The organism is Sporofaciens sp. SGI.106 (assembly GCF_050314255.1).
In the GTDB taxonomy this organism is placed as follows: domain Bacteria; phylum Bacillota; class Clostridia; order Lachnospirales; family Lachnospiraceae; genus Claveliimonas.
This window is the reverse complement of sequence record NZ_JBNPMZ010000005.1, coordinates 91,777-117,695: the sequence shown is the minus strand read 5'-3', so window position 1 is coordinate 117,695 and position 25,919 is coordinate 91,777. Positions and strand designations below refer to the sequence as shown.

The following is a 25,919-nucleotide window of genomic DNA, read 5'->3' as shown; positions in this document are numbered from 1 at the left end:
CTCTTTTTCGGTTGCCATGCATACGCCAAAAAGGTCCAGTGGACCTTTTTTAGTTCGCAGGCTCGAATCCCGCGCCAGGACTCGTGAGCGAGTATTGAATTGAGAATAGAAATGGAAGGATGGATATAAAGTAATGAAAAAAGGACAAATTTTAGAGGGAGTGATAGAAAGAGTAGATTTTCCCAATCATGGCATTGTGCGTATAGAAGGGGAAGACCAGCCTGTGATGGTAAAAAATGGTGTCCCCGGACAAAAGATAGAATTGTCGGTTAATAAGATACGTAAGGGAAAAGCGGAAGGAAGACTTCTTAATGTGGTGGAGCCTTCGCCTCTTGAAATCCCTTCCCCATGTCCGCATTTCGGAGAATGTGGAGGATGTACTTATCAGAATCTTCCATATGAAGAACAGATCAGAATGAAGGAAGAACAGATTCACGCCATGATGGATAAGGCAGTGCAAGGAGAATACCTTTGGGAAGGAGTGCTGGAAAGCCCGGTAAAAAATGCCTACCGAAATAAAATGGAATTCTCCTTCGGTGATGAATATAAGGATGGCCCGCTGGCTCTTGGAATGCATAAGAGAGGCAGCTTTCATGACATTGTTAATGTATCAGAGTGTCAGATCGTAGATGAAGATTACCGGAAGATTCTTGCATGCACGCTGGAGTATGCGAAAGAGACCGGTCTTCCTTATTATCATAAAATGCGCCACACAGGATATTTTCGCCATCTGCTGGTGAGAAAGGCAGTGAAGACGGGAGAGATTCTCATTGATATGATAACAGCCAGTGCAAATGCAGATGGAAGAGTTGCCGATCTTCATGAGTGGGTGCAGCGTCTCACAGCTCTTCAGATGGATGGGAAAATTGCCGGAATCCTTCATACCCGGAATGACAGCCTGGCAGATGCAGTGAAAGATGAAGGAACGGAAACCTTATATGGACAGAGTTATTTCTACGAAGAACTTCTGGGATTAAAGTTCAAGATCACGCCATTTTCTTTCTTTCAGACCAACTCACTGGGAGCGGAGGTTCTGTACGAAAAAGCAAGAGAGTATATCGGTGAGACAAAGGACAAGGTTATTTTCGACCTGTACAGCGGAACCGGAACCATTGCCCAGATACTAGCCCCTGTAGCTAAGAAAGTAGTAGGTGTTGAAATCGTAGAAGAAGCCGTAGAGGCAGCAAAAGAAAATGCAAAGCTCAATGGTCTTTCTAACTGCACCTTCTGGGCGGGAGACGTGCTGAAAGTCATCGATGAGCTGGGAGAAAAGCCAGACCTGATCGTGCTTGATCCGCCGCGCGACGGTGTGCATCCGAAGGCACTGGAGAAGATCACAAATTTCGGCGTGGAGAAGATGGTGTATATCGCCTGCAAACCAACCAGCCTTGCGCGGGATCTGGAGATGCTGCAGGGAAGGGGATATCAGGTGGAGCGGATCGCATGCGTGGACTTATTCCCGGGGACTTATCATATAGAAACTGTGTGTCTCTTGAGCAACCGAAAACCGGATACGAAAATAAGGATCGATGAAGATTTGGAAGAAGAAACTGGCAATCAATGACAATCACAGAAACGGAGGAAATCATAATGGCAAAGAAAAGAAGCATTAAGGTTTATGTGCAGAGCGGCTATAAGTACCGGGAGACGCCGACGATCATGTAAGTGAAATATATGGAAAGTATGGATTTATGTTGATTTTTTCGCTGAACTGAGTATAATATAAGTAGGAACAGAAATGTTCTCGATGTAAGAGCATCGTTAAAAGTTGGGCTGCAGATGGAGCAGGATAATTTTCCATCTCATTAGATGTCTTAACTGGGCATCGAGCCTGGCAGCTTGGAGAAAGCTGTAGTCCACGTGGGGGACTTAATGATTTCCATGTCGTTATGGGTATCTTAACTGGATACCGAGGCTGACAACCAGCAGAAAACTCTTTTTTAAGAAATTCTGAGGAGTGTGGTTTCGCATCACACTCCTCTTTACGTATGAGGTATAGATGGCAACTAAAACGGATAAGAAAAATGCAATACGACAAGGAATTATAGATTCAGCTGTGATATATAGCCAAGATTTAGCAGGTAAAGCTTTTCTGTATGTATATGGAGATGAATATTTCGAAGTATCTTTTCCTGTAGATCACTTTCTTCATTTAACAGGAGTGGAGACAAAGCTTTCTTCAAAGGATTTTTATAAGAATGCTAAAAAGGCGAAACTTACAAATAACCAGTTTTATTTTAATGCAAGACACCCATATGCGAATGCAAAAAAGAAACTGCCATGTTTGAAGAGATTACCAGAGTTAACAAATGATATGGTCTGTATTCTTAAGGATATGCAGACTGTTACAATTATATACAAACTCAGTGTTACCAATTTAGAGTTTACATTAGGTCTAACAGAGAATACGGATAATAAAGGAAAGAAGGTAAATGACTTCTTTCTGCCTATGTCGTTACGGGTTGAGGATTCGTCTGTTGAGAAAAGTAATGATGGTGAAATTGTTGACTTTATTTTCTCGAAAGATGCGAGTACGGCAAAGTACGATACGTTACTGGTAGAAGATAAACATAAATCTATACCAGAGAGTATCAAACACTTGATAAGCGAAGAATTCTATAATATAAAGATTGATTAAGTACATATGGATACATTAGAGCATCGGGAAACTGGTGCTTTTTTTGTGCCCCAAATTTGAAGGAATGAGGGATTCCGATGGCTGGAAGAAAACCAAAGCCTACTGCGGTTAAGAAGCTGGAAAGTAATCCGGGAAAAAGAAAACTGAATACAAAAGAGCCGGTTCCGGAAAAGGAAATGCCTGCCTGTCCTGACTGGTTAATGCCTGGTTAAAGAGGAGGATGGCAACGGTGAAGATAATTAAAGATACAATTCATGCAAATGGGATAGATATTAGTGTTTATTCTGAGGATTTACAAAATGACTATATTTCGTTGACAGATATTGCAAAGAAAAGAGAAGGTGAATATCCAGGCTATGTCATTCAGAACTGGTTACGTAATAAAAGTACTGTGGCATTTGTCGGATTGTGGGAATTAATTCATAATCCTAATTTTAATTGTGTCGAATTCGAGGCAATTAAAAATGAGTCTGGGTTAAATAGATTTGCATCATGGATTTCTCCGGAATTCAAGTTGTATATAATTGAAGATTATCAACGATTGAAAGAAGGAGAAAATGCCAGACTATCTTTAAACTGGAATTTAAATAGAGAAATCTCTAAGCTAAACTACAGGATACATACAGATGGAATTAAAGAGAACTTGCTTCCGCCGGAATTAACACCAGCTCAGATTTCCTTTACATATGCGAACGAAGCAGACATGCTGAATGTTGTTCTTTTGTCCCGACGGAAAGCGGATGATTGTGTTGAGGTTGAACTTGAGTTGGATGAGCTTGATGTGACGAGTGCGGAGAGCCAGGCGACTTATGTGGAGAATAAAGATTATGCAGGCCGTGGAGAGGCAAGGGTAATGCCTGTATCCAAATATTTCATTAGCGGGTAGACAGTCCAGAGTGATGGCTGTCTATTTTTTTGTTGAAATAAGGTGGAACAGGTGTATAATCTTGATATGATTATTTCTCTTGGATATAGAGCAAAATCTAAAATTGATACAAATAAAAATATTCACAGTGTGCGTAGAAAAAGTAAGAATTAACTACAAAGTACGGAAAAGGAGTAAGAAATATGGAGGTTTCAAAAAGAGATTGGAAACTGTATAGAGAAAAGCTTCCTGAATGGCAGGAATCATATATGGAGAGACTTGTGGCAACATATGTTGATTATTTGACGAGTGATGAATCTGCGTCCACAAAGTTTTGGGAAATGGAGAAGCGCATTAAGAGAGACAAGAAAAATCCAGGGGTATTGATTGAATTAAGTAAACAGGATGTGCCATTTGATCTGATTCGCCTTTTACGTGAGGGTGTAATAACTGTCGGTGATTTAGATGATTTTTCTGATGAACTAAAAGAGACTGTAGAATTTTTGAAAGACAGGTTGGGATAAACAGAATCTTGATGAGAATGCGAAATTGCCTATGAAGGATGAAAATAATTTCCGCTTTCTAACATACGATGAAATTGCTCATAAAGACCTTATGAGATTTTATGTGAAAGAATGTGTGGATGATAAGGAAATAAGCAATTATAGGGGGGACGGTTCTCTGTCCTCATATATTAAAAAAACAGGAGGAAAGTAAAAATGACAGAACAAGAAAAGATGAAGAACGGTTTTTTATGGGGCGATGATGAGGAAAATATGGAATTGCAAGCACGTGCAAAAAGTTTGTGCAGCAGTTTAATGCGCTGCCGCCGGAAGATATGGACGGACGGGCTGCACTTCTTCCGGAAATATTCGGAGAGGTAGGAGAGAATGTGTGGATCGTACCTCCTCTTTCAGCAGCGGTTGGGAAATATGTCTCCATCGGAGAAGGCACTTATGCAAATATGAATCTGACTTTGATTGATGACTGGAAAATAACAATCGGAAAAAATGTCCTGATAGGTCCTAATGTAACATTGAGTACCACAGGACATCCGATTCATCCGGCTCACCGCGCAGATGGAATGTATTCATTCCCGGTTACTATTGGTGATAATGTGTGGATTGGGGCGAATGTGATCGTTTTACCGGGAGTGACAATTGGTGAAAATTCTGTAATCGGTGCAGGTTCCGTTGTGACGAAATATATACCGGCAAATGTGGTTGCATTTGGCGTTCCATGTAAGGTATACAGGGAAATCAATGAGCATGATAAGGAATACTATTTCAGGGACAGACGATTTGATGAACAGCCAGCAGATTAACAAAAATAAGAGTGAAGATATCTTAATGCGAAATGATCTTCACTCTTTTTTTGAATCCAGGTTTTGTTATTCTACTTTGTGTATAAGGTTCGGTCTTTGGAATCTGCTGTCACCGGAACATCTGCACGGACAGAAGCATTATCGATTTCGATCGAATATGTTTTGTGAATCAGACAGTTTACCGGGTCTTCGGTAGCGATTACGACAGCGAGGCTGTGCCCCGGTTCTACCGTATATCTTGTTGCGTTGAAATATACGTGGTAATCATGATATTCGCCCTTCTTCAGCTCAATGCTGTTCGCTGCGGTTTCCGGCTCATAACCAGCCTCCGGATTACAGAGATCTGCAAATGCACGCGTGATTACACGATATTTTTTATGTACGGTACAGAATTCCGCCTCGTCAAATGCCGGAAGATCTCCACCATTTATGATTCCGTTTTCTTTAACGGTAACCGTAGGAATAATATTTCGTTCCGGATCGACTGTCTGGATACTGTCAAATTCTTTGTCACACACATCACAGAGAAGAACAGCAATTTCCACATCGTCCATCTTGCCGGAAACTTTCGAAGAACCAAGCTGCATCGTCAGGGTATCCACGTCGTTCCTGTTTTCGGGATGGAAATCATGTTCGGCATCACCATCTTTTAAGGCAGCCCTTAAGTTCAGACATACGGTTCCCTGTATCGTTACCGCCTCGTCAAATGGTGCTGTAACATAGCGCTGAGCCATATTTGTAGATTTCTGACCCATCACATCATCGAAGTTTTCTGCGCTCACACCGGCGGTTTCCCAATCTGTATCGATGACTGAGACACCCGAATCTGCGCTTTCCAGCTTCATGCGATATTCTGTATCCCAGGAATCGAAAGTTTCCCATTTCCTCTGATCATAATTTGTCTGTACCAGAACCTCAGGCATGGCTTCCGCATTGTTTTCAACCCCATACAAATAGTGAGAAATCCATTCATTTACGATATCATCATAGAATTTTCCATCGATCAGGATACCGTAATTTTTATTTGGCATGGTCGGTGTGATATGTGGTCCCTGATGAAGAATTGTTTTGACCGTTGTACCTGCCTTTTGGAAGGATTTAAACATCATTTCAAACTGCTTCGCAGATACGTTTTCGTCATTTAATCCCTGAACAATTAACGCACTGCATCGGATCTTGTCTGCATTTAAGCGATAGTTTCCACTTCCCCAGAAGTCCGCGTCATAATCAAAACCACATTTCAACTGTTGAAGGCTCAGCTCGTGATGAAATGCTGCAATGTCATCCAGCTGTTTTTCTGATAATGTTTCATCGTTGTAACGGCTGGAACAATAGTATGCAAGGTAGCTGTTTAACATCTCTTTTGGCCAGTATCGCTGCGCACCCTGCATATTCTGCTGGCTGTACCAGTCGGAAATTCCGGCTACAGGAACGATTGTTTTCAATCCCTCCACACCTGTTGTTGCAACTGCAAATGGCATAGTTCCTGCATAGGAGCGGCCTGTCATTGCAACATTTCCGTTTGACCAGTCTGCTTTTGTCTCAATGGTACCTTCGCGATCTGCATAGGCAATACGGTCGCCATGTAGCCATTCAACAACAGATTTGAAAGCATCTCTTTCAAAATCAGATCCCACATAATTGAAGCCATCAGAGCCAAGTGCACCGAAACCGGCACTTATGATAACAGCAAATCCACGCACAAGATAGTAATTAAAGTTTTCCAGGTTCTCATAAACCATGTTGTTATGATTTCCTTTGTCCGGATAGTACCAGTCTGAAGGGTCAGACTTTAATGCAAGCTCCATGGCACTGATAGAACCGGTAGGAACACGGGGAGCCACTTCTTTGTAAAGGTCAGCAAAGTCAAATTTGGAATATTTTCTGCTTTCCACTTCTTTCATATGTTTATATCCATCTTCCTGAACACCGGCACAGTATGGACGGGCTTCAAATAAAGAAGCAGCCTTGTAATTTCCTTCTACTGCACTGCGCGGAACCTGAACGAGAACTTTTACGAGATCCCGCTTACCGTCTCCGTCCATATCATAATCCGATTCCACATACACACAGTAGCGAACAATGTCTGATGTGGCCGGGGCATAATGTTCTCCGGTTTTTCCATCCGTAAAAGGGAAAACCGGTTGCGCCAGTCCATTTTCAAATACTGGTACTTTGCTGTAACTTTTGTCTTTCATTGTAAACCTCCAATTTCAAAACCAAAATATAATAAGAGTCTTAATTCCCTCTACTGATAGTATAGAATTAATTCGTGATTGCGTCAATAAGGGACGGTTCTCCGTCCGATTCAGTGATTTGAAAGAAGAGCAACTGCAGGTTGCTTTGATAAACAGATATGATGTGTTACCATATATAGTAGTAGGAGGTGAAATGAAGTATGGAAACAAATAATGTTATCTTTGAACTTCGGAAGAAAAGTGGTTTATCCCAGGATGAACTCGCTGAAAAAGTAATGGTAACGAGACAAGCTGTATCGCGTTGGGAAAATGGTGAAACAGTGCCTAATACAGAGACTCTAAAGTTGTTGTCTAAGGTATTTGATGTTTCAATCAATACATTATTAGGCTCTCCGAGACAGCTGATATGTCAATGCTGCGGCATGCCATTGGAGGATTCCACCATCAGTAAGGAGACAAATGGTGATTTTAACGAGGATTATTGTAAATGGTGCTATTCTGGCGGTGAACTCAAATATACAAGCAAAGAACAATTAATTGATTTTTGCGTTAAACACATGGCAACTGAAGAGTGGCCGGCGGAACAAGTCAGAGTACATATGGAAGCTGTGGTTCCAAAATTGAAACACTGGAAATAATTCTTTGGGACATTGGAACTGTCCCTGATCCTGAATACAACACTTAATGCCGTTTGTGTTGTTTAATTTGTTTTTCTTCTTCGTTACAATTGAACTATCAAATGAAGGAGGAAATAAAAATGAACACAGATAAAATTTACGCAGAACAACTTGCAAACGAGTACGCACCGAAGGACACTTCGAAAGTAGTTGCCCTTCGCAAACTGGACACCAAAGCAAAGCTCCCGGCTACGGTTTTTACCTATTCTTTCGGTATCATCGCTGCACTGGTGACAGGTGTTGGTATGTGCCTTTCAATGAAAGTGATCGGAAGCGGAACTGCTGTCATGTTCGTCTTCGGAGTTATTATTGGTATTGTCGGGCTTTTCGGTATGGGTATCAATTATCCTGTCTATAAGAAAATGCTGAAAAAAGGAAAGCAGAAGTATGCTTTTGAGATTATGGAGCTGGCAAAGGAAATCAGCGAGAATTAAGTTATGAATTACGCAAGGATGATTTTGAAAAAAATGTTTTATCCGCCGAAATGGGTACGGATTATCATCCCAATGATGTCATTTACTGCACTTATTTTCATCTTTGCCATGGGAGAAAAGGAGAGTATGCTGGCATATACAATCTATGGTATGTCGGCATACTCTCTCAGCATATTGCTGATTTGCGTTCCTGCACTGACAGTAAGAATAAGGTCAGCGGTATTAAATAGTAAGATTATGCGAAAGGTTGCCGATTCAGGACTCGGTGGGAAATACTTGAATGATCTTGCTTTTCGGGGTGGCATCAGCATTTATCAGGGTATGACGGTCAACTTTTTTTATGTGGTATTCCGCGTTGCTGCGAGTATCCGCTATCATTCGGTTTGGTTTATCTCCCTGGCAGTTTATTATCTGATACTGGGTGGACTGAGAGCTTATTTGGTTTTTAACTACCGGCATCACGATAAAGAGAATGAAATTTGCTGCTATCGACGTACTGCCTGGCTGCTTTTTTTGCTGAATATTCCGATGGGTGGTATAATCATATTGATGGTACAGACGAATTCCGGGTTTTCATATCCGGGATATGTTATTTACTTGTCGGCTCTTTATACCTTTTATGCGATGATTATGTCCATTGTCAACATTGTAAAATTTCGTAAGTTGGGAAGCCCGGTTCTGTCTGTTGCGAAGGTGTTGAACTTTGTGTCGGCGATGATGTCGATTCTCGGCTTGCAGACAGCCATGATCTCAAGGTTTTCTGCAAATGGTGAGAATTATCGCAAGATGATGAATGCCATTACCGGTGGATTTGTATGGGGTGGTGTCATACTGATTGCCGTTTATATGCTACAGCAAAGCAGAAAAGTAAGAAAGAAGGTGGAACACTTTGAATAAATCTGAAAGTAAATATTTTAATACCGCCGTTTGTATGGATGAAGCATTCCTTGCTCTATTGGAAAAGAAGGATTTTCCTTATATTACAGTTAAGGAAATTTGTGAAAAAGCCGGGGTAAATCGCTCCACTTTCTACCTGCATTACGATACACTAAATGATCTTTTGTGTGAGAGTATTCAGTATTTATACGATCAGTTCCTTACCCACATGAAAGAAAACTCCATCGAAACAGAAGTGGTGAATCGGCTGAGAGAGTGCCCGGTTTCTGAACTGTATCTTGTGACACCGGAATATCTGATGCCTTATCTCAGTTATATCAAAGAGCACAAGCGTCTGTTCCGAACGGCAGTGGAAAATGCGGCGATACTCCAGTTGGAAGAAACCTATGGCAAAATGTTTCGCCATGTATTTACACCTATTTTAGAACGCCATCAAATTCCGGAGCAGGATAGACTTTACATCATGGCGTTTTATATCAGGGGACTAATGGCAATTATCACAGAATGGCTAACAAACGATTGTGCTGACTCTATTGACCATATAATTGCCGTGATACATCAATGTGTCTGGGGAAAGGGGCGGTTCTCTGTCCGTTCCTGTACGCAGCATCAGGAGGACAAAAAAGATAAATGAAAGCTGCAATATATTTAGGTAAAGAGAATATTGAAATCCGGGAATTGCCTTTGCCGGAGGTTGGAGACAACGATGTATTGATACAGAATTTGTACTCCAGTATTTGCGGCACAGATATGGCAGTATTTGCCCATGGCCCGGGTACCGGGCATAAAATTACAGTGGGAGGAGAGTTCGGGCATGAAATAGTCTCACGTATTGTAAAAATCGGAAAGAATATTACGGATTTTACAATTGGTGAACGGGTTTATCCCTATCCCCGGTATGCGAAAGACGATACGAAACGAGCCGGAACGATCGGTGGATTTTCGGAGTATATCCTTATTCCGAACGCCAGGAGAAATCATTCGCTTTATCCTGTGGATGAGGGTATTTCTGATAAACTTGCAAGTCTGATCGAGCCATTTACAGTAGGATGTCGGGCGGCGCGGAGAGGAATGCTTCCCTGCGGTGATGGAAATCGGTATGTTGCCGGTCAGAATGCTGTTGTGTTTGGATGTGGAACAATTGGCATTGCAGCAGCAGTTGCCTTCAAATATTTTGGCATGGACAAAGTCATGATTTGTGATCGTTCCGTATTTCGCTTGAAGCTGGCGGAAAATCTGGGTTTTGAAACTTGTAATCCATTTTCCGGGAATTTTGAAGAAAAAGCCCGGGCATTCTTCGGTACAGCGCCTTCTCTTGGAGGTATAACTGCGAATATTGACTGCTGGCTGGATGCTGCCGGTGCAGAAAGTATTCTGGATGACTTCTTGCGCCTTGGAAAGATCGAAAGCCGTTTTGTTTCCGTTGCCGTCAACAATGCACCTCGCACTATTGATCTATTACATATGACCTATGCTCAACAAAGCATTATAGGATCCGGAGGCTATATGCCGGAGGATGTATGGGATGTGCAAAAGATTATGGCCTGCGGTAAGTGGGATCTTGAAAGCATTATTACCCATGAGTTCCCGTTGGGGAACCTGGAAGATGCAATACGCACTGCGAGTAATGTAGAATCCGCAGGCAATGTAGTTATCAGGATGAGGTAGGTCTCTTATTCTTCTTGACGAGTACTCCTGGCAGAGCTATACTATAACTGACAATAAAACTTGGCGATGATGACGGAGAAGATTTTCAATATGAACAGGGAAGATTACAATCTTATAAAAATTAAAATACCGGCAATATTCCTGTCACTAAAAGATCCTGAGACACCACTATTGGCAAAGATACTGGCAGCAGTTACAGTGGGATATGCACTGTCTCCAATTGATTTGATTCCTGATTTTATTCCGGTTCTGGGTTACTTTGATGACGTTATCCTACTTCCGGCATTGATTGCATTGACAATCAGGTTTATTCCGAAAGATGTCTGGATGAAACATCAGGAACAGGCGAAAAACATGTGGAGTGAGGGGAGACCTAAAAAGTGGTATTACGGAATCCCTGTCGTGATTATATGGATATTGATTTTCTATTTGATTGTAACGCGGATCATATTTCACTAAATTACATAGTTTTATCGAAATAGTAAGAGGGAGGATAAGTATGTTTATTTCAGATATTTATAAGAAGGATAAAAGGAGTCTCTCATTCGAAGTGTTTCCGCCATATGGAGAAACAGAATGGAAGAAAATGGACGACACGTTGGCTGATTTATGTGAGTTGAATCCGGATTTTATTAGCATAGTGTTTATTCCGGGAGGAAGTTCGAAGGGAAACAGAACGATAGAGCTTGCGAAGAAAATTAAGTATGAATACCATGTGGAGCCGGTGGTACATTTACCTTCCCTTTTCTATGACAGGGAAGAAATTGACGCATTTGCGAAAACATTGACGGAGGCAGGAATCCAGAATGTTCTTGCGCTCCGTGGGGACAGGAATCCTGAAATTCCGGAAAAAGATGATTTTCAACATGCTTCTGACTTGATTTCTTATTTGAAGCCAAAGAGTGAGTTTTGTTTTATGGGCGCATGCTATCCGGAATGCCATCAGGAATCAGAAGACAGGGTAAGCGAGATGCTCAATCTGAGGAAAAAGGTGGATGCCGGAGCAGAAGTACTGTTATCTCAGTTCTTTTTTGAAAATGAGCCTTTTTTCAGGTTTCAGGAAGACTGCAAAATAGCAGGAATGCAGGCACCTGTCATTCCCGGAATCCTGCCGGTGGTAGATGCTGCCCAGAGCAGAAAGATGGTATCCATGTGTGGCGCAGCATTTTCACAGCGTTTTGAAAGAATGATAAGTAAGTATGAATATAATAAAGAAGCAATGTTTGATGCGGGAGTATCCTACGCAATCAGTCAATGCATAGATCTTCTGACCAGTGACATCAGAGGAATTCACATATATACCATGAATAATGCGGTTGTAACCAGAAAAATCTGCGAAGGTATAGGGACGGTTCTCTGTCCCGCATAAATCTTTTCCTTTTGCACAAACTATAGCAGGAGGAAAATGAATATGAGTAATCGTTTGAAATATGAAAGCAGTCCTTATCTTTTGCAGCATGCGGAAAATCCGGTGGACTGGTATCCCTGGGGAGAGGAAGCATTTGACAGGGCAAAGAGGGAAGATAAGCCGATTTTTCTGAGTATAGGATACAGCACCTGCCACTGGTGTCATGTGATGGCTCATGAGAGCTTTGAGAGTGGAGAGATTGCGGATATTCTGAATCATTATTTTGTATCCATTAAGGTAGACAGAGAGGAGCGGCCTGATATCGACAGTGTATACATGGCGGTATGCCAGGCATTTACAGGGAGCGGCGGATGGCCCATGAGTATCTTTATGACTCCGGAGCAAAAGCCGTTCTATGCGGGTACCTATTTTCCATCCACATCCCGATATGGAATGTACAGTTTTGGAGAGTTGCTCCTTGCCATTGCAGAAAAATGGCAGACGGACAGGGCTGGTCTTCTGGAATCAGCGGAGAATATTATTGCACATCTTACGTCGGATACGCAGGAAAACAGCAAGAGCCGGGGAATGGATCCGCAGCTTCCGGGAAAAGCCGCAGAACTTTTCTCCAGAAGTTTTGATAAAAGATATGGCGGTTTTGGGAGTGCGCCCAAATTTCCAACGCCGCACAATCTGATTTTTCTCACGCTGTATGCCCACATTCATCAGGAGAAATCGGCTTTTCAACAGGTAAAGCTGACGCTGGAAAATATGCGAAGAGGCGGGATTTTTGATCAGATTGGCTACGGATTTTCCAGATATTCCACAGACGAGCGATTTTTAGTACCTCATTTTGAAAAAATGCTTTACGACAATGCGCTTTTGATTCTGGCATATGCGGCTGCATATAAGGAATCGGGAGAGAAGATGTTTCTTGATACGGCAGAACAGACGGCGGAATATGTACTGCGGGAAATGACGGGACCATCAGGAGAATTTTACTCTGCCCAGGATGCGGACAGCGAAGGGGAAGAAGGAAGATTCTATGTTTGGGATTATGATGAAATATGTAGAATTCTCGGGGATGAAGCAGGAGGAATGTTCTGCAGGCATTTCGGAATTACAGAGCAGGGAAATTTTGAAGGAAAAAACATTCCCAATCTGCTGAATGGTAATACGGTTTCCTGTGAATTTGAAACGGAGAGAAAGGTATTGTATGAATATCGCAAATCCCGCGCAAGTCTTCATCTGGATGATAAGGTTCTTACTGCCTGGAATGCGCTTATGATCTGTGCATTTGCAGTTTTGTACCGGGTAACGGGTAATTACCGGTATCTTTCAGTGGCAGAGAAGAATCATCAGTTTATCGAGGAATATCTTGCAGAAGGTAATCTTCTGTATGTAAGCTGCCGTAACAGGATTCATTCCGTTAGGGGATTTCTGGACGACTATGCATATTACGGTGCGGCTCTCCTCTGTCTGTATGATGTCACCGCAAAGCCGGACTATCTGAAAAAGGCAGAGCAGATTTTGCGTGAGGCAAAGAGACAATTTGAGGATTGGGACGGAGGAGGATATTTTCTATATGGAGCTGAGAATGCTACTCTCATCACAAGACCGAAGGAAACTTATGACGGTGCACTGCCTAGTGGAAATTCAGTCATGGCTTACTGTCTGGTGCGACTTTCACTGCTTGGTGCAGGAGAGGGATATGAAGAACAGACCGAGCGGCAGCTTGCGTTCCTGTCCGGGGAAGCACAGGGATATCCTGCGGGATATGGATTATTTCAAACTGCGCTGCTGATGTATCTGTATCCGCCGGAGAAGATAACCGTCGTTCTCTCAGGTGAGAAACCTGGAGAGGTACTGGCCCGGCTTCCGTTGTATGCAGATGTCCGGATCCTTCCGGAGTTAACAGATGACTATCGTTTATTAAATGGCAGAACCACTTATTATGTATGTAAAAATCATACCTGTCTGCCGCCGTCCAATGAATTTTCGGGAAAATAAATAGGGCTGTTTTGTAGGAGTAGTAATTTGTGAAAGGAAATTTTATTTATGCAATTAAAACGTTTCATTCAGCAGGAGACAGTACTTTCGGTTGCGATTGTACTGGCAGTGTTGTCCTCTTTTTTTGTTTATCCTGATAGACAATATATTGATTATATAGATTTCCGTACGCTTGGAATTTTATTTTCGTTGATGACTGTCATGGCCGGATTGGGGCGGCAAGGCATGTTCGACCGGATGGGACAGGCATTGCTCTCCCGTACAGGAGGGATACTCCAGCTTGTTCTTGTGCTGGTTGGATTGTGCTTTTTCGGGAGTATGTTCATTACAAATGATGTTGCACTGATGACTTTTGTACCGTTTACCTTTGCGGTGCTGAGTAATCTGGGGAGACAGATACGCCACAGGATTGCACTGCCAGTTGTGTGTATGCAGACCATTGCAGCGAATCTTGGCAGTATGCTGACTCCGATTGGTAATCCGCAGAATCTTTACCTTTATAGCAAAAGCAGCATGAGCATAGTACAGTTTGTTGAATTGATGCTTCCTTATACAATTGTTTCATTGGTGCTGCTTGCAGTCTGGGCGGTTTTGCTTTGTTATGGACAAAAAGAAAAGCTATATGCTCTGAATATCACAAAACAGAAATATATATCAAGTGATAATAAAATCGTAGTACTTTATGTGATTTTATTTGTGGTCTGTCTGTTTGCCGTTATACATATTCTTCCATATGGCATTGTATTTGCAATTGTGCTGATCTGTACGTTCTTTGTGGATCGAATCACGCTGCGCCGGGTGGATTATTCTCTTCTCTTAACTTTTGTGGCATTTTTTATCTTCATTGGTAATCTGGGTCGTGTTCCGGCATTTTCTGCATGGATTCAGGAAATAATTTCCGGACGTGAGGTCCCGGTTGCTGTGCTGGCTTCGCAAATTACCAGCAATGTTCCGGCAGCGTTGTTGCTCTCTGGTTTTACACATAATATCGAAGCTTTGGTCATCGGAACGAACATCGGCGGTTTGGGTACGTTGATTGCTTCCATGGCAAGCCTGATTTCGTATCGGCAGATTGCACGGGAGATGCCACACGGCAAAGGTAAATATTTTGTGATGTTCACCATATCCAATATCATTTTCCTTGTGATTCTGCTGGTAGAGTGGGTTGGATTAGGATAGGAGATTATAATATGGGGCAGGAACGTGTGAGAATAAGTGACATTGCAGAGGAACTGGGACTCAGCACCGCAACTGTTTCGAATGTCATACATGGAAAAACGAAGAAAATATCGGATGAAACGGTTAAGCGTGTGCAGGCATTGCTGGAAGAACGCCAGTATATTCCCAGTATGGCAGGCATTCTTCTGGCACAGAATTCCTCGAAAATTATAGGAGTTTTCGTAAATGATCACGAGAAGTATGAAGGTCATACACTGGATGATGTTTTCATTTCATCCTCACTTAATTATTTATCTACGGAGATCGAAGCTCACGGACAATTTATGATGGTAAAAAAGGCAAAGAATCCGAAAGAAATCCTGAAGTTTGCTTCTATGTGGAATATGGATGGACTTGTGATGATTGGTTTCTGTGACCAGGATTATATGTATCTCAGAAATCACATGAGAATTCCATTTGTTGTGTACGATGGTTTTTGTGAAAATCCGGAGCGTATTGTGAATATTACCATTGATAATTTTGATGGAGGTTTTCAGATCGGAAACTATTTCAAACGAACCGGGCATGAGCGGGCCATCTGTATTTCAGACAATGAAACCGGTGTTGATAAGGAACGACTGGACGGATTTAAAAAAGGATTTGGAGCGGACCGTAGTGATGTTATGGTGATTCCCATGCATAAAAAAGAACGCTGGGAGTATTATCAGAGAGAGATTGAGAAATTCCACTGTGTGTCGGCGGTTTTTGCGGTTTCGGATTATTATGCGATTGATCTGATGCATTTTCTGATGGAAAATGGATTTGCTGTACCAGATGACATATCTATTGCCGGTTTTGATGATATTCCCATGTGTGAGATGATCTGGCCGACGCTGACAACCGTGAAACAGGATGGTGCTCTGAGGGCAAAGATTGCGATTGAGAAGCTTCATGAACTGAAAGAGAAGAAGAACGACGAGGTTACAATTATGCTGCCCGTGACGCTGGTAGAGCGCGCGAGTACATTAGATGTGAGGTGACTCTCACTTCAAGCGCGCAGAATGCTATAAAGAAATATTTTATAATTCAGGCTGTGAATTTTGCACAAACACAGCCTTCCTTTTTTGGTTTGGGTTATGCGTTTAACCTTTGAGTTTCTGAGCATCCGCATATACAATAAAAGTGAAAATTATTTTCGGAGGAATTCTTATGAAACATAAACAAACTTTTTTTATAGCGGTATGCCATCTGGCAGTCCCGGTTGCACTGCAATCTATGCTGCAGGCATCTTTCAGTATTGTAGACCAGATTATGATCGGACAGCTTGGCAGTATCAGTGTGGCAGGTGTAGGACTGGCCGGAAAATTCTCTTCCATTTTTTCAGTTATAGTCTCTGCGATTGGGGCAGTAGCGGGAATTATGATTTCTCAATATCTGGGGCAGAAGAATAGACAGGAGGTTCAGAGAAGCTTTTATCTAAATCTTATACTTGCGCTTGGAATGGCGGCATTATTTTGTGACGTATGCATCTTTTTCCCAAAACAGATTATGAGTCTGTATACGAAAGATCAGAAAACGATATTGGCAGCGGCCGATTATCTCAGAATTATTTCGGGAACCTTTGTGCCAATGGCTGGGGCGACCCTTTTGTCAACTGTCTTTCGATGTATGGAAAAGGCACAGCTACCGCTGTATGCAAGTATCGCTTCCGCAATTTTAAATACTGGTTTAAACTATGTTCTCATATTTGGAAAATGTGGTTTTTCTCCCAGAGGTGCAGAAGGGGCGGCAATTGCGACGCTGATTTCGCAATGTGTGAATTTTCTGGTCATGCTGTTCATGATATGTAAATACGGAGAATTGCTTCAAAAACCAAAGGATTGTTATACAATGAATATAAGATTCAACTGGAAGCAATATGCGGCAATGCTGTTACCAATCCTTGTCTGTGAATTTGTCTGGAGTCTGGGAGAAAATGTCTATGCCGCAATTTATGGGCATATGGGGACAGAGTCCTGTGCGGCCATGACATTAATTAATCCTGTCCAGGGACTGATGATCGGAGCTCTGTGCGGCCTGTCCCAGGCTGCAAGTGTCATTATCGGGAAGAAGCTGGGAAATAAGGAATATGACGAGGCTTATGAGGCGGCAAAAAAACTGATTCTCTATGGTTTAGCAGGCTCTGTCATTTTGTCTGCACTGGTGATCGTGACGAGTACATTTTACGTGAAAATATATCAGGTTGACGAAACGGTGAAGCTGCTGACAAGGCAGATTTTGATTGCATATGCGGTTGTTGCTCCATTTAAGGTATTGAATATGATTGTGGGAGGCGGTATTATTCGGAGTGGGGGAAAAACAAAATATGTCATGATCATCGACATGATCGGAACCTGGGGGTTCGGCGTTCCATTGGGTCTGCTTTCGGCATTTGTTTTGAAGTTCTCCATTCCATATGTATATTTTATCTTGTCACTGGAGGAATGCGTGAGATTCGGAATATCTATGGTTGTATTCCGAAGAAAAAAATGGATGAACAGCCTGGAATAGGGACGGTTCTCTGTCCTGTTCCCTATTCTATTCTTGAAAGTTATTAACAGTAAGTGTTACAATTGAAACAGATAATAAGAAAGGGAAGAAAATATCATGAAAAAAGTGAAATGGCTAACAGGGGTGATGATAGCAATCATATTTGTCTTAGTAACAGGCTGTTCCGGGAAACAGGATAATCCCGCGGATGAAAATATTTCAGAAGGGGATGCCTATTATGAACGCCTGCAGGGATATGTAACTCAGATACGTGAAGTGACCGACTTTGAGCCGGATATAGCAATCGTTCTGGGAAGCGGGCTTGGAGATTTTGCAGATAAGATAAATATTGAGGCCACTGTAGATTATTCTGAACTGGATGGATTCCCAACCTGCAGTGCCGAGGGCCATAAGGGAAGATATGTTTTTGGAACGATAGAAGATAAAAAAGTAGTAATTATGCAGGGACGTGTGCATTACTACGAAGGTTATGAGATGAGTGAAGTGGTTCTTCCTCTCCGTGTGATGAAACTTCTGGGAGCAGATACTGTCATTTTGACAAATGCTGCTGGAAGTATGAAAGAAGAGATAAGACCAGGTAATTTTGTGGTATTTACGGATCAGATTGCATGTCTGGTGCCGTCTCCGCTTATTGGTGATAAAGACTCGAAGCTTGGAGAAACATTTCCGGATACAACAAATATGTACAGTGAAGAATTGCGTGAACTGGTTCTGAAAGACGCTAATGAGCTTGGAATTACAGTTAAGGAAGGCGTTTATATTCAGGCTTCCGGTCCACAGTATGAGACTCCGGCTGAGATGAAAGCATTTGTAGCCATGGGAGCAGATATTGTGGGTATGAGTACGGCTGTTGAGGCGATTGCAGCTAATCAAATGGGTATGCAGATATGTGGTATTAGCTTTATTACAAATATGGAATCAGGTGTGGAGGGAAATAATCAGCCATTGACGCATGAAGAAGTATTGAATATGACGAATCAGGGTGCAGCAGATTTTGAAAAACTGATGCGTAAAGTGATTGAAGAATTTGATATCAATAAATAAAACCAGACAGAAACGTCCCCTATTTTGGCAGGAGTATCTCTACGGCCGTTCCTTCTCCGGGGATACTCCGAACATACATGGTTCCACCAAGCATATTTTCAATTCTTTTTTTGACATTCCGGATTCCAATATGCTTTTCGGAAATGTTTCTATTCTGATGTGTGCTATCGAATCCTACACCATTATCTTCAACGAGAACAATATAATAGTCTTTCTCTTTTGATGTAGAAATGCGAATTGTACCGCCTTCTATTTTCTTTGTGATTCCATGTTTTACGGCATTTTCCACGATAGGCTGCAGTGTTAGAGGGGGAATCCAAAAGTCAACGGTCTCAATATCATATTCAACATGAATTCTTTTGCCGAATCTTTTTTGTTCTATTGAGAGATAGCTTTTTACATGCTCTAGCTCCTGTTCGAATGGGATACACTTTTTTTCTGAAAGAGCAGATAAATTTCCTCTTACATATTTTGCAAATTCATCAATTGTCTCTGCAGCAAGTTCAGGGTCCTTTTTGCATAAATGTTTGATCGTTGTCAGAGAATTATATATAAAATGAGGTTTGATCTGGGAAATCATAATATCAATTTTCAATTCATAGTTTGTCCTTCCCTGATCAATCATTGCCGTAATGAACAAAAAAATCATGGAAATATTAATAGCAATGTTAATGAAAGATACTCCATAATAAAAAATTTGAACCCACATAGCTATGCAGGGAAGGATAATGTAGGAAATCATGGAAATAAACATTTCTTTTTTTAGTTTTTTCCGATATTTAACCAGAAAGAACAAATCGATGATTATCTGGATAATTGCAGGAATCATGGACAGAGGAAACATCCAGTTTCTGTGATAGATGTTTGCGTGATCAAAATAATAATAAAAGTTAAAAAACTGGGATAGAATTACAAGAATGATACCTGTGATTCCGGCTGCATAAACCAGTCTTGCACAGGCTGGCAAATCCTTTCTCTGCCTGTCATCAAAGACATAGCTGCACACATAATCATGAAATAAAAGTAAAATGACATCACTTAAAAGAAATACCAGAAAATTACTGATACGCACCATATAAAATCCGATATCACCGGGATATCCGCGAAATCCCCATGCACAGGCATCCATACACAGCAGAAATGCTGTGCTGAGTTGTAACAGCAAGATAAGGATACGCCGTCTTTTTTTTATGCTTCTGCTGTAGAAAATGCAGATTGATGCAATCAGGCAAAAGATTGCTCCCCATAGTTCCAGTGATATGTGGATGGATTTTATTGTAAACATAATGGCACCTCTACCAGTTCCTTTGTATTTCTTCCAGTTTTTTGATGGAATATTCAGCCCAGCTGTACTGCTTCATGTATTCTCCCAGATAATTGTTCATTACCGATGGATCTCTGGCCAGAAATCGATAATAATCACAATCAATTTTATCAGGGTTAACTGAAAATTGATTTCTGCCGGATAAAAATATATCTTCGGCGTGATACGTACGAAGTGTCTTTCGGATATCAGAAATAAGGTTTCTGACATAGTGGGAATTTTTCTTAGGGTCTCCAGTTTCTTCAAACAGTATTCTGCATAATTCTTCTGTGTTTGCCGATTTACCATTTAAATCAATCAAATAGGCAAATAATTCTTTTGCTCTTGTCCGGGAAAAATGAATTGGTTTTCCATCACAGAATACTTCAAAATTTCCAAAGCACTGTACTTTTACTTTTTTATCTGAGGAATCTATAGGAAATCTCAGATGAGCAAAAGCATTTGCCATGGCATCTGCAGAAATAGGTTTTAAAAGGTAACCGCTGGCATGTATAGAGAAGGCATTCAGTGCATATTCATCATAAGCAGTAATGAAGATAATATTCACTCTGGGATTGCTTTCTTTCAGGGTTTGCGCAAGTGTCAGACCGTTCATGCCGGGCAGATCAATATCTAGAAGTGCAATATCACATCCGGTTGGTTCTACTACCGAAAGAGCTTCCATATAATTTTCCGCACATATAATTTCATCGCCCTGCCTTATCTTTTCAACGGTTTCTTTCGTTTCCTCGAGAGACATGGGCTCGTCGTCAACAATCAGTATTTTCATAGGGTCCCTCCTGTTTCAAATAAGATTATATTCCCTAATCAGCATTATTTCCAGTATAATTATAGAAACTGTAACAGATTTTTACTATAATGCTGGTAATCGGCGTGGCTGTACATTGTTTGCAGCACAGGAGGGTGTCAAAGTATCATAATTAATATACATAAAAAGGGGGGAGAGGAACAATGACTCCGGAAAAATTATTGGAAATATTATCTAAGGCAGCAGAACTTAAGATTGCGACAAGGCATTGTTATACATCAGAAAATCGCAGGGAAAGTGTTGCAGATCACAGCTGGCGTATGGCGTTAATGGCAATGCTTCTTTCAGGAGAAGCAGAGTTTCAGAAAGTAGATATGGACAGGGTGATTCGTATGAGTCTGATTCATGATCTGGGTGAGGCTTTTACAGGAGATATTCCTACATTTGAGAAAACGCAGGAAGATGCGGAGAAAGAAGAAACATTGCTGCAGGAGTGGATCGGCAGTTTCCCTTCTCCACAGAAAGAAGAATGGGTCAATCTGTTGCGGGAAATGGAAGAGATGAATACGCTGGAGGCGAAGACGTACAAGGCACTGGATAAACTGGAGGCAGTTATTTCTCATAATGAATCGGATATTGCTACGTGGCTCCCTCTGGAGTATGAATTGCAGTTTACTTATGGAAAAGAAAATGTTGAGTTTTCAGAGTATCTGAAAGAATTAAGTAAATGTATAGACAAATGGACGAAAGAGAAGATATCATAGAGTTAATGAATGAAATAAGGAAAGACGGGAGAAATACGAATATGATAGAATATGAAGCGTTAAAAAAACTTCCCAAACTGGATCTCCACTGTCACCTGGATGGTTCGCTGTCTCTGGAATATGTTCGGAAGCAGTTGGGAAAAGAGGTACTGCTTTCAGATTTGCAGGTGTCGGAGGATTGTAAAAATCTGGCAGAATATCTGGAGAAATTCGAGATTCCGCTTAAATGCCTGCAAAGTGAAGAGAGTTTGCGGATGGCAGGATATGATTTTATCCGGTCAGTGGCGCAGGAGAACATCCGGTATGTAGAAGTGAGGTTTGCTCCCATGCTTTCCGTCCACCATGGGATGACGGCGGAGCGTGTGATACAGTCGGTTCTGGAAGGACTGGAGATGGGAAAACGGGAATATAATGTGGATTATAATGTGATTGTATGTGCCATGCGCCATCACCCGGAGAAGCAGAATCTGGAGATGCTTAAGTCTGCCCGTCTGTTTTTGGGTGATGGTGTGTGTGCAGCTGATCTTGCAGGAAATGAAGCGGCATTTCCCATGTCAGGGTTTATGAATCTGTTTGCAGAAGTGAAAAAAATGGACATGCCTTTTACCCTTCATGCCGGAGAGTGTGGAAGTGCGCAGAATATTATAGATTCCATTGAGGTCGGTGCCGCAAGAATCGGTCATGGGATTGCCATGAGACAAAGGCCGGATGTACAAAAGCTCTGCTTGGATAAACGAGTGGGGATAGAGATGTGTCCGATCAGTAATCTTCAGACGAGGGCGGTGCGATGCCCGGATGAATATCCGCTTCGTGAATTTCTGGATGCCGGGCTCTTCGTTACAGTGAATACGGACAACCGGACGGTCAGCGGTACTTCTATTACGAAGGAATTAGAATTCATTCAAAAAACATATAATATCCGAGATGATGAGGTGGAGCGGCTGCTGAAAAATGCAGTAGATATATCTTTTGCAGACGATTCAGTAAAGCATCGGCTTCTGACAGAGATAGGAGGAAAAGTATGCTGACCATAGGAACACATATGTCAATTGCCGGAGGCCTGGCAAAGACTGCAGAAAATGTAGTAAAGATGCAGGCAAATACCATGCAGATTTTCAGCAGGAATCCCAGGGGTTCTAATTTTAAGACTTATGAGGAAAAGGAAATTGAAAAATTTCAGAATATACGACGGGAACATGGATTTGGGCCTCTCCTGGCTCATGCTCCTTACACTATGAATCTGGCAAGTAATCAGGAAAAAGTATATGAATTTGCCTGTACGGTTATCCGTGAGGATGTAGCCAGAATGGACGACCTTGGGATGGAACTTCTGGTCTTTCATCCGGGCAGTCACACGGGGATCGGTGAGGAAGAGGGAATCAGAAATATCATTCGCGGTTTGGATCAGGCACTGACGGGGCAGGAACATATTACCGTATTATTGGAAACCATGAGCGGAAAAGGAACGGAAATCGGATATCGGTTTGAACAACTGAAGAAAATCCGGGATGGAGCAGCACATCCGGAGCAGATTGGCATTTGTCTCGATACCTGCCATGTGTTTGCAGCAGGGTATGACATTGTGGGAAATCTGGATGGTGTGCTGGATGAATTTGACCGGATTCTGGGCTTTGAGCTTTTGAAAGCTATTCATTTAAATGACAGCATGATGCCCTTCGGCTCCAGAAAAGACCGGCATGCGGCCTTTGGAGAGGGAGAGATTGGTTCGGAGGCGCTGATCCGTGTACTTACTCATCCGAAGCTTTGCAATCTGCCCTTCTATCTGGAAACGCCATGGGATGATGCGGGACATAAAAGAGAGATTGCCATGATCCGTCAGATGCTGGGAGAGAAGGCATGAGAAAAGGCATGAAAAAAGAACAAAAGTGGACATTGGAGACAATTGCGCGTATTCACACGGATTTTCCGACGAAATTCGGAGTTCCAAGACAGAGCGGTCTTGTGGATACGAAGGCAGAAATCATTTTTGAGCCGGAATATCGCAGCGAAGAAGCAGTGCGGGAACTGGACATGTATTCCCATCTGTGGCTGATCTGGGAATTCTCGGAAGCGGTGAGAGATACATGGAGCCCTACGGTTCGTCCGCCCAGACTGGGAGGAAATAAACGAGTGGGAGTATTTGCCACCCGTTCTCCCTTTCGTCCCAATCCTCTGGGATTGTCCTGTGTCCGATTAGAAAGCATAGAATACAGAACCTCAGAGGGACCGGTACTGCATGTGGTGGGAGCGGATATGATGGACGGTACACCGATTTATGATATCAAACCGTATCTGCCCTATGTGGATGCCCATCCGGAAGCTAAGGGCGGGTTTGCAGAAGAAGTGAAAGATTACCGTCTTGAGGTAGAATTTCCGGAAGAATGGCTGAAACTGATCCCGGAAGAGAAAAGGGCAGTATTATTAGAAATCCTTGCGCAGGATGTGCGCCCTTCTTATCAGAAGGATGAGGAGAGGATTTACGGAATGGAATATGCAGGATTTGATATCCGGTTCCGTGTGTGTGAAGGAGTGCTTAGAGTATGTCAGGTGTGTGAAGGAGTTTCATATGAGAAAGAAGAATAAAAAATTGTCAGTTATGCTGATGGGAATTCTTTCAGTCGTGCTTTTGATGACCGGCTGCGGGCAGGTGGAAACAGTCGAAGCTGACAGTAAGAAAAGTCAGGAAATGACACAGAATGAAGAAAAAAAAGAAAAAGAAAAAGAGAAAAAGATCTACACATTTGTCGATGTGTTGGGGGAAGAATATGAGGCAGAACTTCTGGAGGAGGTCCCCACGAATACTTATGACCTGTCCCGAATTGTGGAGGAGAATGGCTACAAGTATTATATGAGCGAAAATGGAGAAAAGGAATCGAGGCTGGGTATAGATGTGTCAGAGTATCAGCCCCAGGTAGACTGGCAGCAGGTTCGGAATGCAGGGATTGATTTTGTCATGATAAGACTTGGTTATCGGGGATATGGTGAAAAGGGAACTCTTGTAGAAGATTCCATGTTCCGTCAGCATGTGGAAAATGCCCTGACCGCAGGTCTTGATGTGGGAGTTTTTTTTTTCTCCCAGGCAATTACCGATGAAGAGGTAGAGGAAGAGGCGGATTTTGTATTGGAACGAATCAAAGACTATCAGATAAACTGCCCGGTTGTATTTGATACTGAGGAAATAAAGTTCGATACAGCAAGAACAGACAACCTTTCAGGGGAACAGTTTACAAAGAACTGCCGGATTTTCTGTGACAGGATTCAGAATGCCGGATATGATACGATGATTTATGCCAATATGAAATGGATGGCATTTACCCTGAATCTGGAGGAACTTACTGAATATGAAAAATGGTATGCGGATTATGAACCAAAGCCTCAGTGTCCATATGAATTCTCCATGTGGCAGTATACGGAAACGGGAAGCGTGCCGGGGATTGAAGGAAACGTGGATTTGAACGTCTGGTTTCCGAAATCTTCTTGACAGGTGTAGCCGGAATCCTTATAATAGCACATAACGGTAAGGGAGTAGTTGGCGCATATACAGCGTAGTTTTGTCAACATACTGATGCAGAGCATCTGGCATTACTTTAAATGATGAGACTTATCCGTGGGAGTACCACGGGTAGGTCTATTTTTATGTCATGGAAAATGTGCAATAATCTATTATGAGATGAAAAGGAGAAAAAAATATGGGATTGGTTGAGTTGTTCTTAATTGCGGTTGGTTTGTCTATGGATGCATTCGCAGTGTCGGTCTGTAAAGGGCTTGCGATGAAAAAATGTACCTGGACCAAGGCGGGGATAGTAGGCCTCTATTTTGGAGTTTTTCAGGCAGGAATGCCGGTAATCGGATATTTACTTGGGGTACAGTTTAAAGATATCATTACCTCGATCGATCACTGGATCGCGTTTATTTTGCTTGGAATCATAGGCGCAAATATGTTAAAAGAAGCTTTTGAAGAGGAAGATGAAAACGAGTGTGATGAAGCTCTGGATGTGCATACTATGGTAGGGCTTGCTGTGGCTACCAGTATAGATGCTCTGGCAGTAGGTGTGACCTTTGCATTTTTGCAGGTGAAAATCATACCGGCAGTTTGTTTCATCGGAGCAACAACCTTCCTTATATCAGTGGCGGGTGTAAAAATCGGTAACGTATTCGGTTCCCGGTACAAGAAGAGAGCAGAGATCGCAGGAGGAGTCATTCTTATCCTTTTGGGTGTAAAAATCTTAATTGAGCATTTAGGTATATTATGATATGATAGATACAACGAAC

Annotated in this window: 28 protein-coding genes; 25 read left to right on the top strand and 3 right to left on the bottom strand. The window is 42.1% G+C overall.

Going from position 1 to position 25,919, the window contains the following annotated elements:
* The first annotated feature begins 133 nt into the window (after positions 1-133).
* The 7 genes from rlmD (at position 134) to ACQRCC_RS05805 (ending at position 4,827) form a co-directional block, all read left to right on the top strand.
* Positions 134-1,564 (top strand): 23S rRNA (uracil(1939)-C(5))-methyltransferase RlmD, encoded by a 1,431-nt coding sequence (rlmD, locus tag ACQRCC_RS05835; RefSeq protein ID WP_427849871.1) that lies wholly within the window; start codon positions 134-136, stop codon positions 1,562-1,564.
* Between the two features lie 435 nt (positions 1,565-1,999).
* Positions 2,000-2,638 (top strand): PBECR4 domain-containing protein, encoded by a 639-nt coding sequence (locus ACQRCC_RS05830; RefSeq protein ID WP_427849870.1) that lies wholly within the window; start codon positions 2,000-2,002, stop codon positions 2,636-2,638.
* A gap of 77 nt (positions 2,639-2,715) precedes the next feature.
* Positions 2,716-2,850 carry a hypothetical protein gene (locus ACQRCC_RS05825; protein WP_427849869.1) on the top strand — a complete coding sequence of 45 codons (135 nt, stop codon included), beginning with the start codon at positions 2,716-2,718 and terminating at the stop codon, positions 2,848-2,850.
* Positions 2,851-2,858: 8 nt separating this feature from the next.
* Positions 2,859-3,524, top strand: a complete 666-nt coding sequence (locus tag ACQRCC_RS05820; RefSeq protein ID WP_427849868.1) for a KilA-N domain-containing protein — start codon at positions 2,859-2,861, stop codon at positions 3,522-3,524.
* Between the two features lie 182 nt (positions 3,525-3,706).
* The gene (locus ACQRCC_RS05815) at positions 3,707-4,027 is read left to right on the top strand and encodes a hypothetical protein (protein ID WP_427849867.1); all 321 of its coding nucleotides are present in this window, start codon (positions 3,707-3,709) and stop codon (positions 4,025-4,027) included.
* A 31-nt stretch (positions 4,028-4,058) separates the two neighbouring features.
* Positions 4,059-4,220 (top strand): hypothetical protein, encoded by a 162-nt coding sequence (locus ACQRCC_RS05810; protein WP_427849866.1) that lies wholly within the window; start codon positions 4,059-4,061, stop codon positions 4,218-4,220.
* Positions 4,221-4,308: 88 nt separating this feature from the next.
* Complete coding sequence (locus ACQRCC_RS05805; protein WP_427849865.1) at positions 4,309-4,827, top strand: DapH/DapD/GlmU-related protein; 519 nt, start codon at positions 4,309-4,311, stop codon at positions 4,825-4,827.
* Positions 4,828-4,898: 71 nt separating this feature from the next.
* Here ACQRCC_RS05805 and ACQRCC_RS05800 read toward each other — a convergent pair whose 3' ends face one another.
* Positions 4,899-7,025 (bottom strand): CocE/NonD family hydrolase, encoded by a 2,127-nt coding sequence (locus ACQRCC_RS05800; protein WP_427849864.1) that lies wholly within the window; start codon positions 7,023-7,025, stop codon positions 4,899-4,901.
* A gap of 200 nt (positions 7,026-7,225) precedes the next feature.
* On the opposite strand from ACQRCC_RS05800, the gene ACQRCC_RS05795 reads away from it, so the two are divergent.
* From ACQRCC_RS05795 to ACQRCC_RS05740, 12 genes are all read left to right on the top strand, one after another.
* Complete coding sequence (locus tag ACQRCC_RS05795) at positions 7,226-7,663, top strand: zinc ribbon domain-containing protein (RefSeq protein WP_427849863.1); 438 nt, start codon at positions 7,226-7,228, stop codon at positions 7,661-7,663.
* Between the two features lie 119 nt (positions 7,664-7,782).
* Positions 7,783-8,136: a dihydropteridine reductase gene (locus ACQRCC_RS05790; protein WP_427849862.1), complete on the top strand. Its 354-nt coding sequence runs from the start codon at positions 7,783-7,785 to the stop codon at positions 8,134-8,136.
* 3 nt (positions 8,137-8,139) lie between these two features.
* Complete coding sequence (locus ACQRCC_RS05785) at positions 8,140-9,033, top strand: hypothetical protein (protein WP_427849861.1); 894 nt, start codon at positions 8,140-8,142, stop codon at positions 9,031-9,033.
* Positions 9,026-9,667 carry a TetR/AcrR family transcriptional regulator gene (locus ACQRCC_RS05780; protein ID WP_427849860.1) on the top strand — a complete coding sequence of 214 codons (642 nt, stop codon included), beginning with the start codon at positions 9,026-9,028 and terminating at the stop codon, positions 9,665-9,667. Before ACQRCC_RS05785 ends, ACQRCC_RS05780 begins: the two co-directional genes overlap by 8 nt.
* Positions 9,664-10,701: a zinc-dependent alcohol dehydrogenase gene (locus ACQRCC_RS05775; RefSeq protein WP_427849859.1), complete on the top strand. Its 1,038-nt coding sequence runs from the start codon at positions 9,664-9,666 to the stop codon at positions 10,699-10,701. The genes ACQRCC_RS05780 and ACQRCC_RS05775 overlap by 4 nt, the downstream gene beginning before the upstream one ends.
* A 90-nt stretch (positions 10,702-10,791) precedes the next feature.
* Positions 10,792-11,160, top strand: a complete 369-nt coding sequence (locus ACQRCC_RS05770) for a YkvA family protein (protein WP_427849858.1) — start codon at positions 10,792-10,794, stop codon at positions 11,158-11,160.
* Between the two features lie 40 nt (positions 11,161-11,200).
* Entirely contained in the window at positions 11,201-12,070 is an 870-nt protein-coding gene (locus ACQRCC_RS05765; RefSeq protein WP_427849857.1) for a methylenetetrahydrofolate reductase, read from the top strand.
* A gap of 42 nt (positions 12,071-12,112) precedes the next feature.
* Entirely contained in the window at positions 12,113-14,059 is a 1,947-nt protein-coding gene (locus tag ACQRCC_RS05760; RefSeq protein WP_427849856.1) for a thioredoxin domain-containing protein, read from the top strand.
* A 48-nt stretch (positions 14,060-14,107) separates the two neighbouring features.
* Positions 14,108-15,238, top strand: coding sequence for an SLC13 family permease (locus ACQRCC_RS05755; RefSeq protein WP_427849855.1), 1,131 nt, complete (start codon positions 14,108-14,110; stop codon positions 15,236-15,238).
* Between the two features lie 11 nt (positions 15,239-15,249).
* Positions 15,250-16,257 (top strand): LacI family DNA-binding transcriptional regulator, encoded by a 1,008-nt coding sequence (locus ACQRCC_RS05750; protein WP_427849854.1) that lies wholly within the window; start codon positions 15,250-15,252, stop codon positions 16,255-16,257.
* Positions 16,258-16,426: 169 nt separating this feature from the next.
* Positions 16,427-17,767, top strand: coding sequence for an MATE family efflux transporter (locus ACQRCC_RS05745; protein ID WP_427849853.1), 1,341 nt, complete (start codon positions 16,427-16,429; stop codon positions 17,765-17,767).
* 96 nt (positions 17,768-17,863) lie between these two features.
* The gene (locus ACQRCC_RS05740; RefSeq protein WP_427849852.1) at positions 17,864-18,811 is read left to right on the top strand and encodes a purine-nucleoside phosphorylase; all 948 of its coding nucleotides are present in this window, start codon (positions 17,864-17,866) and stop codon (positions 18,809-18,811) included.
* A gap of 19 nt (positions 18,812-18,830) precedes the next feature.
* On the opposite strand, the gene ACQRCC_RS05735 is transcribed toward ACQRCC_RS05740, so the two are convergent.
* Complete coding sequence (locus ACQRCC_RS05735) at positions 18,831-20,096, bottom strand: sensor histidine kinase (protein WP_427849851.1); 1,266 nt, start codon at positions 20,094-20,096, stop codon at positions 18,831-18,833.
* 10 nt (positions 20,097-20,106) lie between these two features.
* Complete coding sequence (locus ACQRCC_RS05730) at positions 20,107-20,904, bottom strand: LytR/AlgR family response regulator transcription factor (protein ID WP_427849850.1); 798 nt, start codon at positions 20,902-20,904, stop codon at positions 20,107-20,109.
* A 182-nt stretch (positions 20,905-21,086) separates the two neighbouring features.
* Here ACQRCC_RS05730 and ACQRCC_RS05725 point away from each other — a divergent pair, with 182 nt between their 5' ends.
* From ACQRCC_RS05725 to ACQRCC_RS05700, 6 genes are all read left to right on the top strand, one after another.
* Entirely contained in the window at positions 21,087-21,647 is a 561-nt protein-coding gene (locus ACQRCC_RS05725; protein WP_427849849.1) for an HD domain-containing protein, read from the top strand.
* 44 nt (positions 21,648-21,691) lie between these two features.
* Positions 21,692-22,675: an adenosine deaminase gene (gene add, locus ACQRCC_RS05720; RefSeq protein ID WP_427849928.1), complete on the top strand. Its 984-nt coding sequence runs from the start codon at positions 21,692-21,694 to the stop codon at positions 22,673-22,675.
* A complete protein-coding gene (locus ACQRCC_RS05715; protein ID WP_427849848.1) occupies positions 22,669-23,508 on the top strand; it encodes a deoxyribonuclease IV in 840 nt (279 codons plus the stop codon). The genes add and ACQRCC_RS05715 overlap by 7 nt, the downstream gene beginning before the upstream one ends.
* On the top strand, positions 23,505-24,230 hold the full coding sequence (gene tsaA, locus ACQRCC_RS05710) for a tRNA (N6-threonylcarbamoyladenosine(37)-N6)-methyltransferase TrmO (protein ID WP_427849847.1): 726 nt from the start codon (positions 23,505-23,507) through the stop codon (positions 24,228-24,230). The genes ACQRCC_RS05715 and tsaA overlap by 4 nt, the downstream gene beginning before the upstream one ends.
* Entirely contained in the window at positions 24,214-25,128 is a 915-nt protein-coding gene (locus ACQRCC_RS05705; RefSeq protein WP_427849846.1) for a glycoside hydrolase family 25 protein, read from the top strand. Before tsaA ends, ACQRCC_RS05705 begins: the two co-directional genes overlap by 17 nt.
* Before the next feature lie 208 nt (positions 25,129-25,336).
* Positions 25,337-25,900 carry a manganese efflux pump MntP family protein gene (locus tag ACQRCC_RS05700; RefSeq protein ID WP_427849845.1) on the top strand — a complete coding sequence of 188 codons (564 nt, stop codon included), beginning with the start codon at positions 25,337-25,339 and terminating at the stop codon, positions 25,898-25,900.
* Positions 25,901-25,919 lie beyond the last annotated feature (19 nt).

What these genes read in the sequence shown, in the direction of transcription:
- rlmD (WP_427849871.1), top strand. Translation starts at nt 134, where the DNA reads ATGAAAAAAGGACAAATTTTAGAGGGAGTGATAGAAAGAGTAGATTTT.
- ACQRCC_RS05735 (WP_427849851.1), bottom strand. Translation starts at nt 20,096, where the DNA reads ATGTTTACAATAAAATCCATCCACATATCACTGGAACTATGGGGAGCA.
- ACQRCC_RS05750 (WP_427849854.1), top strand. Translation starts at nt 15,250, where the DNA reads ATGGGGCAGGAACGTGTGAGAATAAGTGACATTGCAGAGGAACTGGGA.
- ACQRCC_RS05795 (WP_427849863.1), top strand. Translation starts at nt 7,226, where the DNA reads ATGGAAACAAATAATGTTATCTTTGAACTTCGGAAGAAAAGTGGTTTA.
- ACQRCC_RS05730 (WP_427849850.1), bottom strand. Translation starts at nt 20,904, where the DNA reads ATGAAAATACTGATTGTTGACGACGAGCCCATGTCTCTCGAGGAAACG.
- ACQRCC_RS05800 (WP_427849864.1), bottom strand. Translation starts at nt 7,025, where the DNA reads ATGAAAGACAAAAGTTACAGCAAAGTACCAGTATTTGAAAATGGACTG.
- ACQRCC_RS05765 (WP_427849857.1), top strand. Translation starts at nt 11,201, where the DNA reads ATGTTTATTTCAGATATTTATAAGAAGGATAAAAGGAGTCTCTCATTC.
- tsaA (WP_427849847.1), top strand. Translation starts at nt 23,505, where the DNA reads ATGAGAAAAGGCATGAAAAAAGAACAAAAGTGGACATTGGAGACAATT.
- ACQRCC_RS05790 (WP_427849862.1), top strand. Translation starts at nt 7,783, where the DNA reads ATGAACACAGATAAAATTTACGCAGAACAACTTGCAAACGAGTACGCA.
- ACQRCC_RS05760 (WP_427849856.1), top strand. Translation starts at nt 12,113, where the DNA reads ATGAGTAATCGTTTGAAATATGAAAGCAGTCCTTATCTTTTGCAGCAT.
- ACQRCC_RS05755 (WP_427849855.1), top strand. Translation starts at nt 14,108, where the DNA reads ATGCAATTAAAACGTTTCATTCAGCAGGAGACAGTACTTTCGGTTGCG.
- ACQRCC_RS05745 (WP_427849853.1), top strand. Translation starts at nt 16,427, where the DNA reads ATGAAACATAAACAAACTTTTTTTATAGCGGTATGCCATCTGGCAGTC.
- ACQRCC_RS05825 (WP_427849869.1), top strand. Translation starts at nt 2,716, where the DNA reads ATGGCTGGAAGAAAACCAAAGCCTACTGCGGTTAAGAAGCTGGAAAGT.
- ACQRCC_RS05700 (WP_427849845.1), top strand. Translation starts at nt 25,337, where the DNA reads ATGGGATTGGTTGAGTTGTTCTTAATTGCGGTTGGTTTGTCTATGGAT.
- ACQRCC_RS05830 (WP_427849870.1), top strand. Translation starts at nt 2,000, where the DNA reads ATGGCAACTAAAACGGATAAGAAAAATGCAATACGACAAGGAATTATA.
- ACQRCC_RS05770 (WP_427849858.1), top strand. Translation starts at nt 10,792, where the DNA reads ATGAACAGGGAAGATTACAATCTTATAAAAATTAAAATACCGGCAATA.
- ACQRCC_RS05740 (WP_427849852.1), top strand. Translation starts at nt 17,864, where the DNA reads ATGAAAAAAGTGAAATGGCTAACAGGGGTGATGATAGCAATCATATTT.
- ACQRCC_RS05705 (WP_427849846.1), top strand. Translation starts at nt 24,214, where the DNA reads ATGAGAAAGAAGAATAAAAAATTGTCAGTTATGCTGATGGGAATTCTT.
- ACQRCC_RS05785 (WP_427849861.1), top strand. Translation starts at nt 8,140, where the DNA reads ATGAATTACGCAAGGATGATTTTGAAAAAAATGTTTTATCCGCCGAAA.
- ACQRCC_RS05775 (WP_427849859.1), top strand. Translation starts at nt 9,664, where the DNA reads ATGAAAGCTGCAATATATTTAGGTAAAGAGAATATTGAAATCCGGGAA.
- ACQRCC_RS05725 (WP_427849849.1), top strand. Translation starts at nt 21,087, where the DNA reads ATGACTCCGGAAAAATTATTGGAAATATTATCTAAGGCAGCAGAACTT.
- ACQRCC_RS05815 (WP_427849867.1), top strand. Translation starts at nt 3,707, where the DNA reads ATGGAGGTTTCAAAAAGAGATTGGAAACTGTATAGAGAAAAGCTTCCT.
- ACQRCC_RS05715 (WP_427849848.1), top strand. Translation starts at nt 22,669, where the DNA reads ATGCTGACCATAGGAACACATATGTCAATTGCCGGAGGCCTGGCAAAG.
- ACQRCC_RS05810 (WP_427849866.1), top strand. Translation starts at nt 4,059, where the DNA reads ATGAAGGATGAAAATAATTTCCGCTTTCTAACATACGATGAAATTGCT.
- ACQRCC_RS05820 (WP_427849868.1), top strand. Translation starts at nt 2,859, where the DNA reads ATGGCAACGGTGAAGATAATTAAAGATACAATTCATGCAAATGGGATA.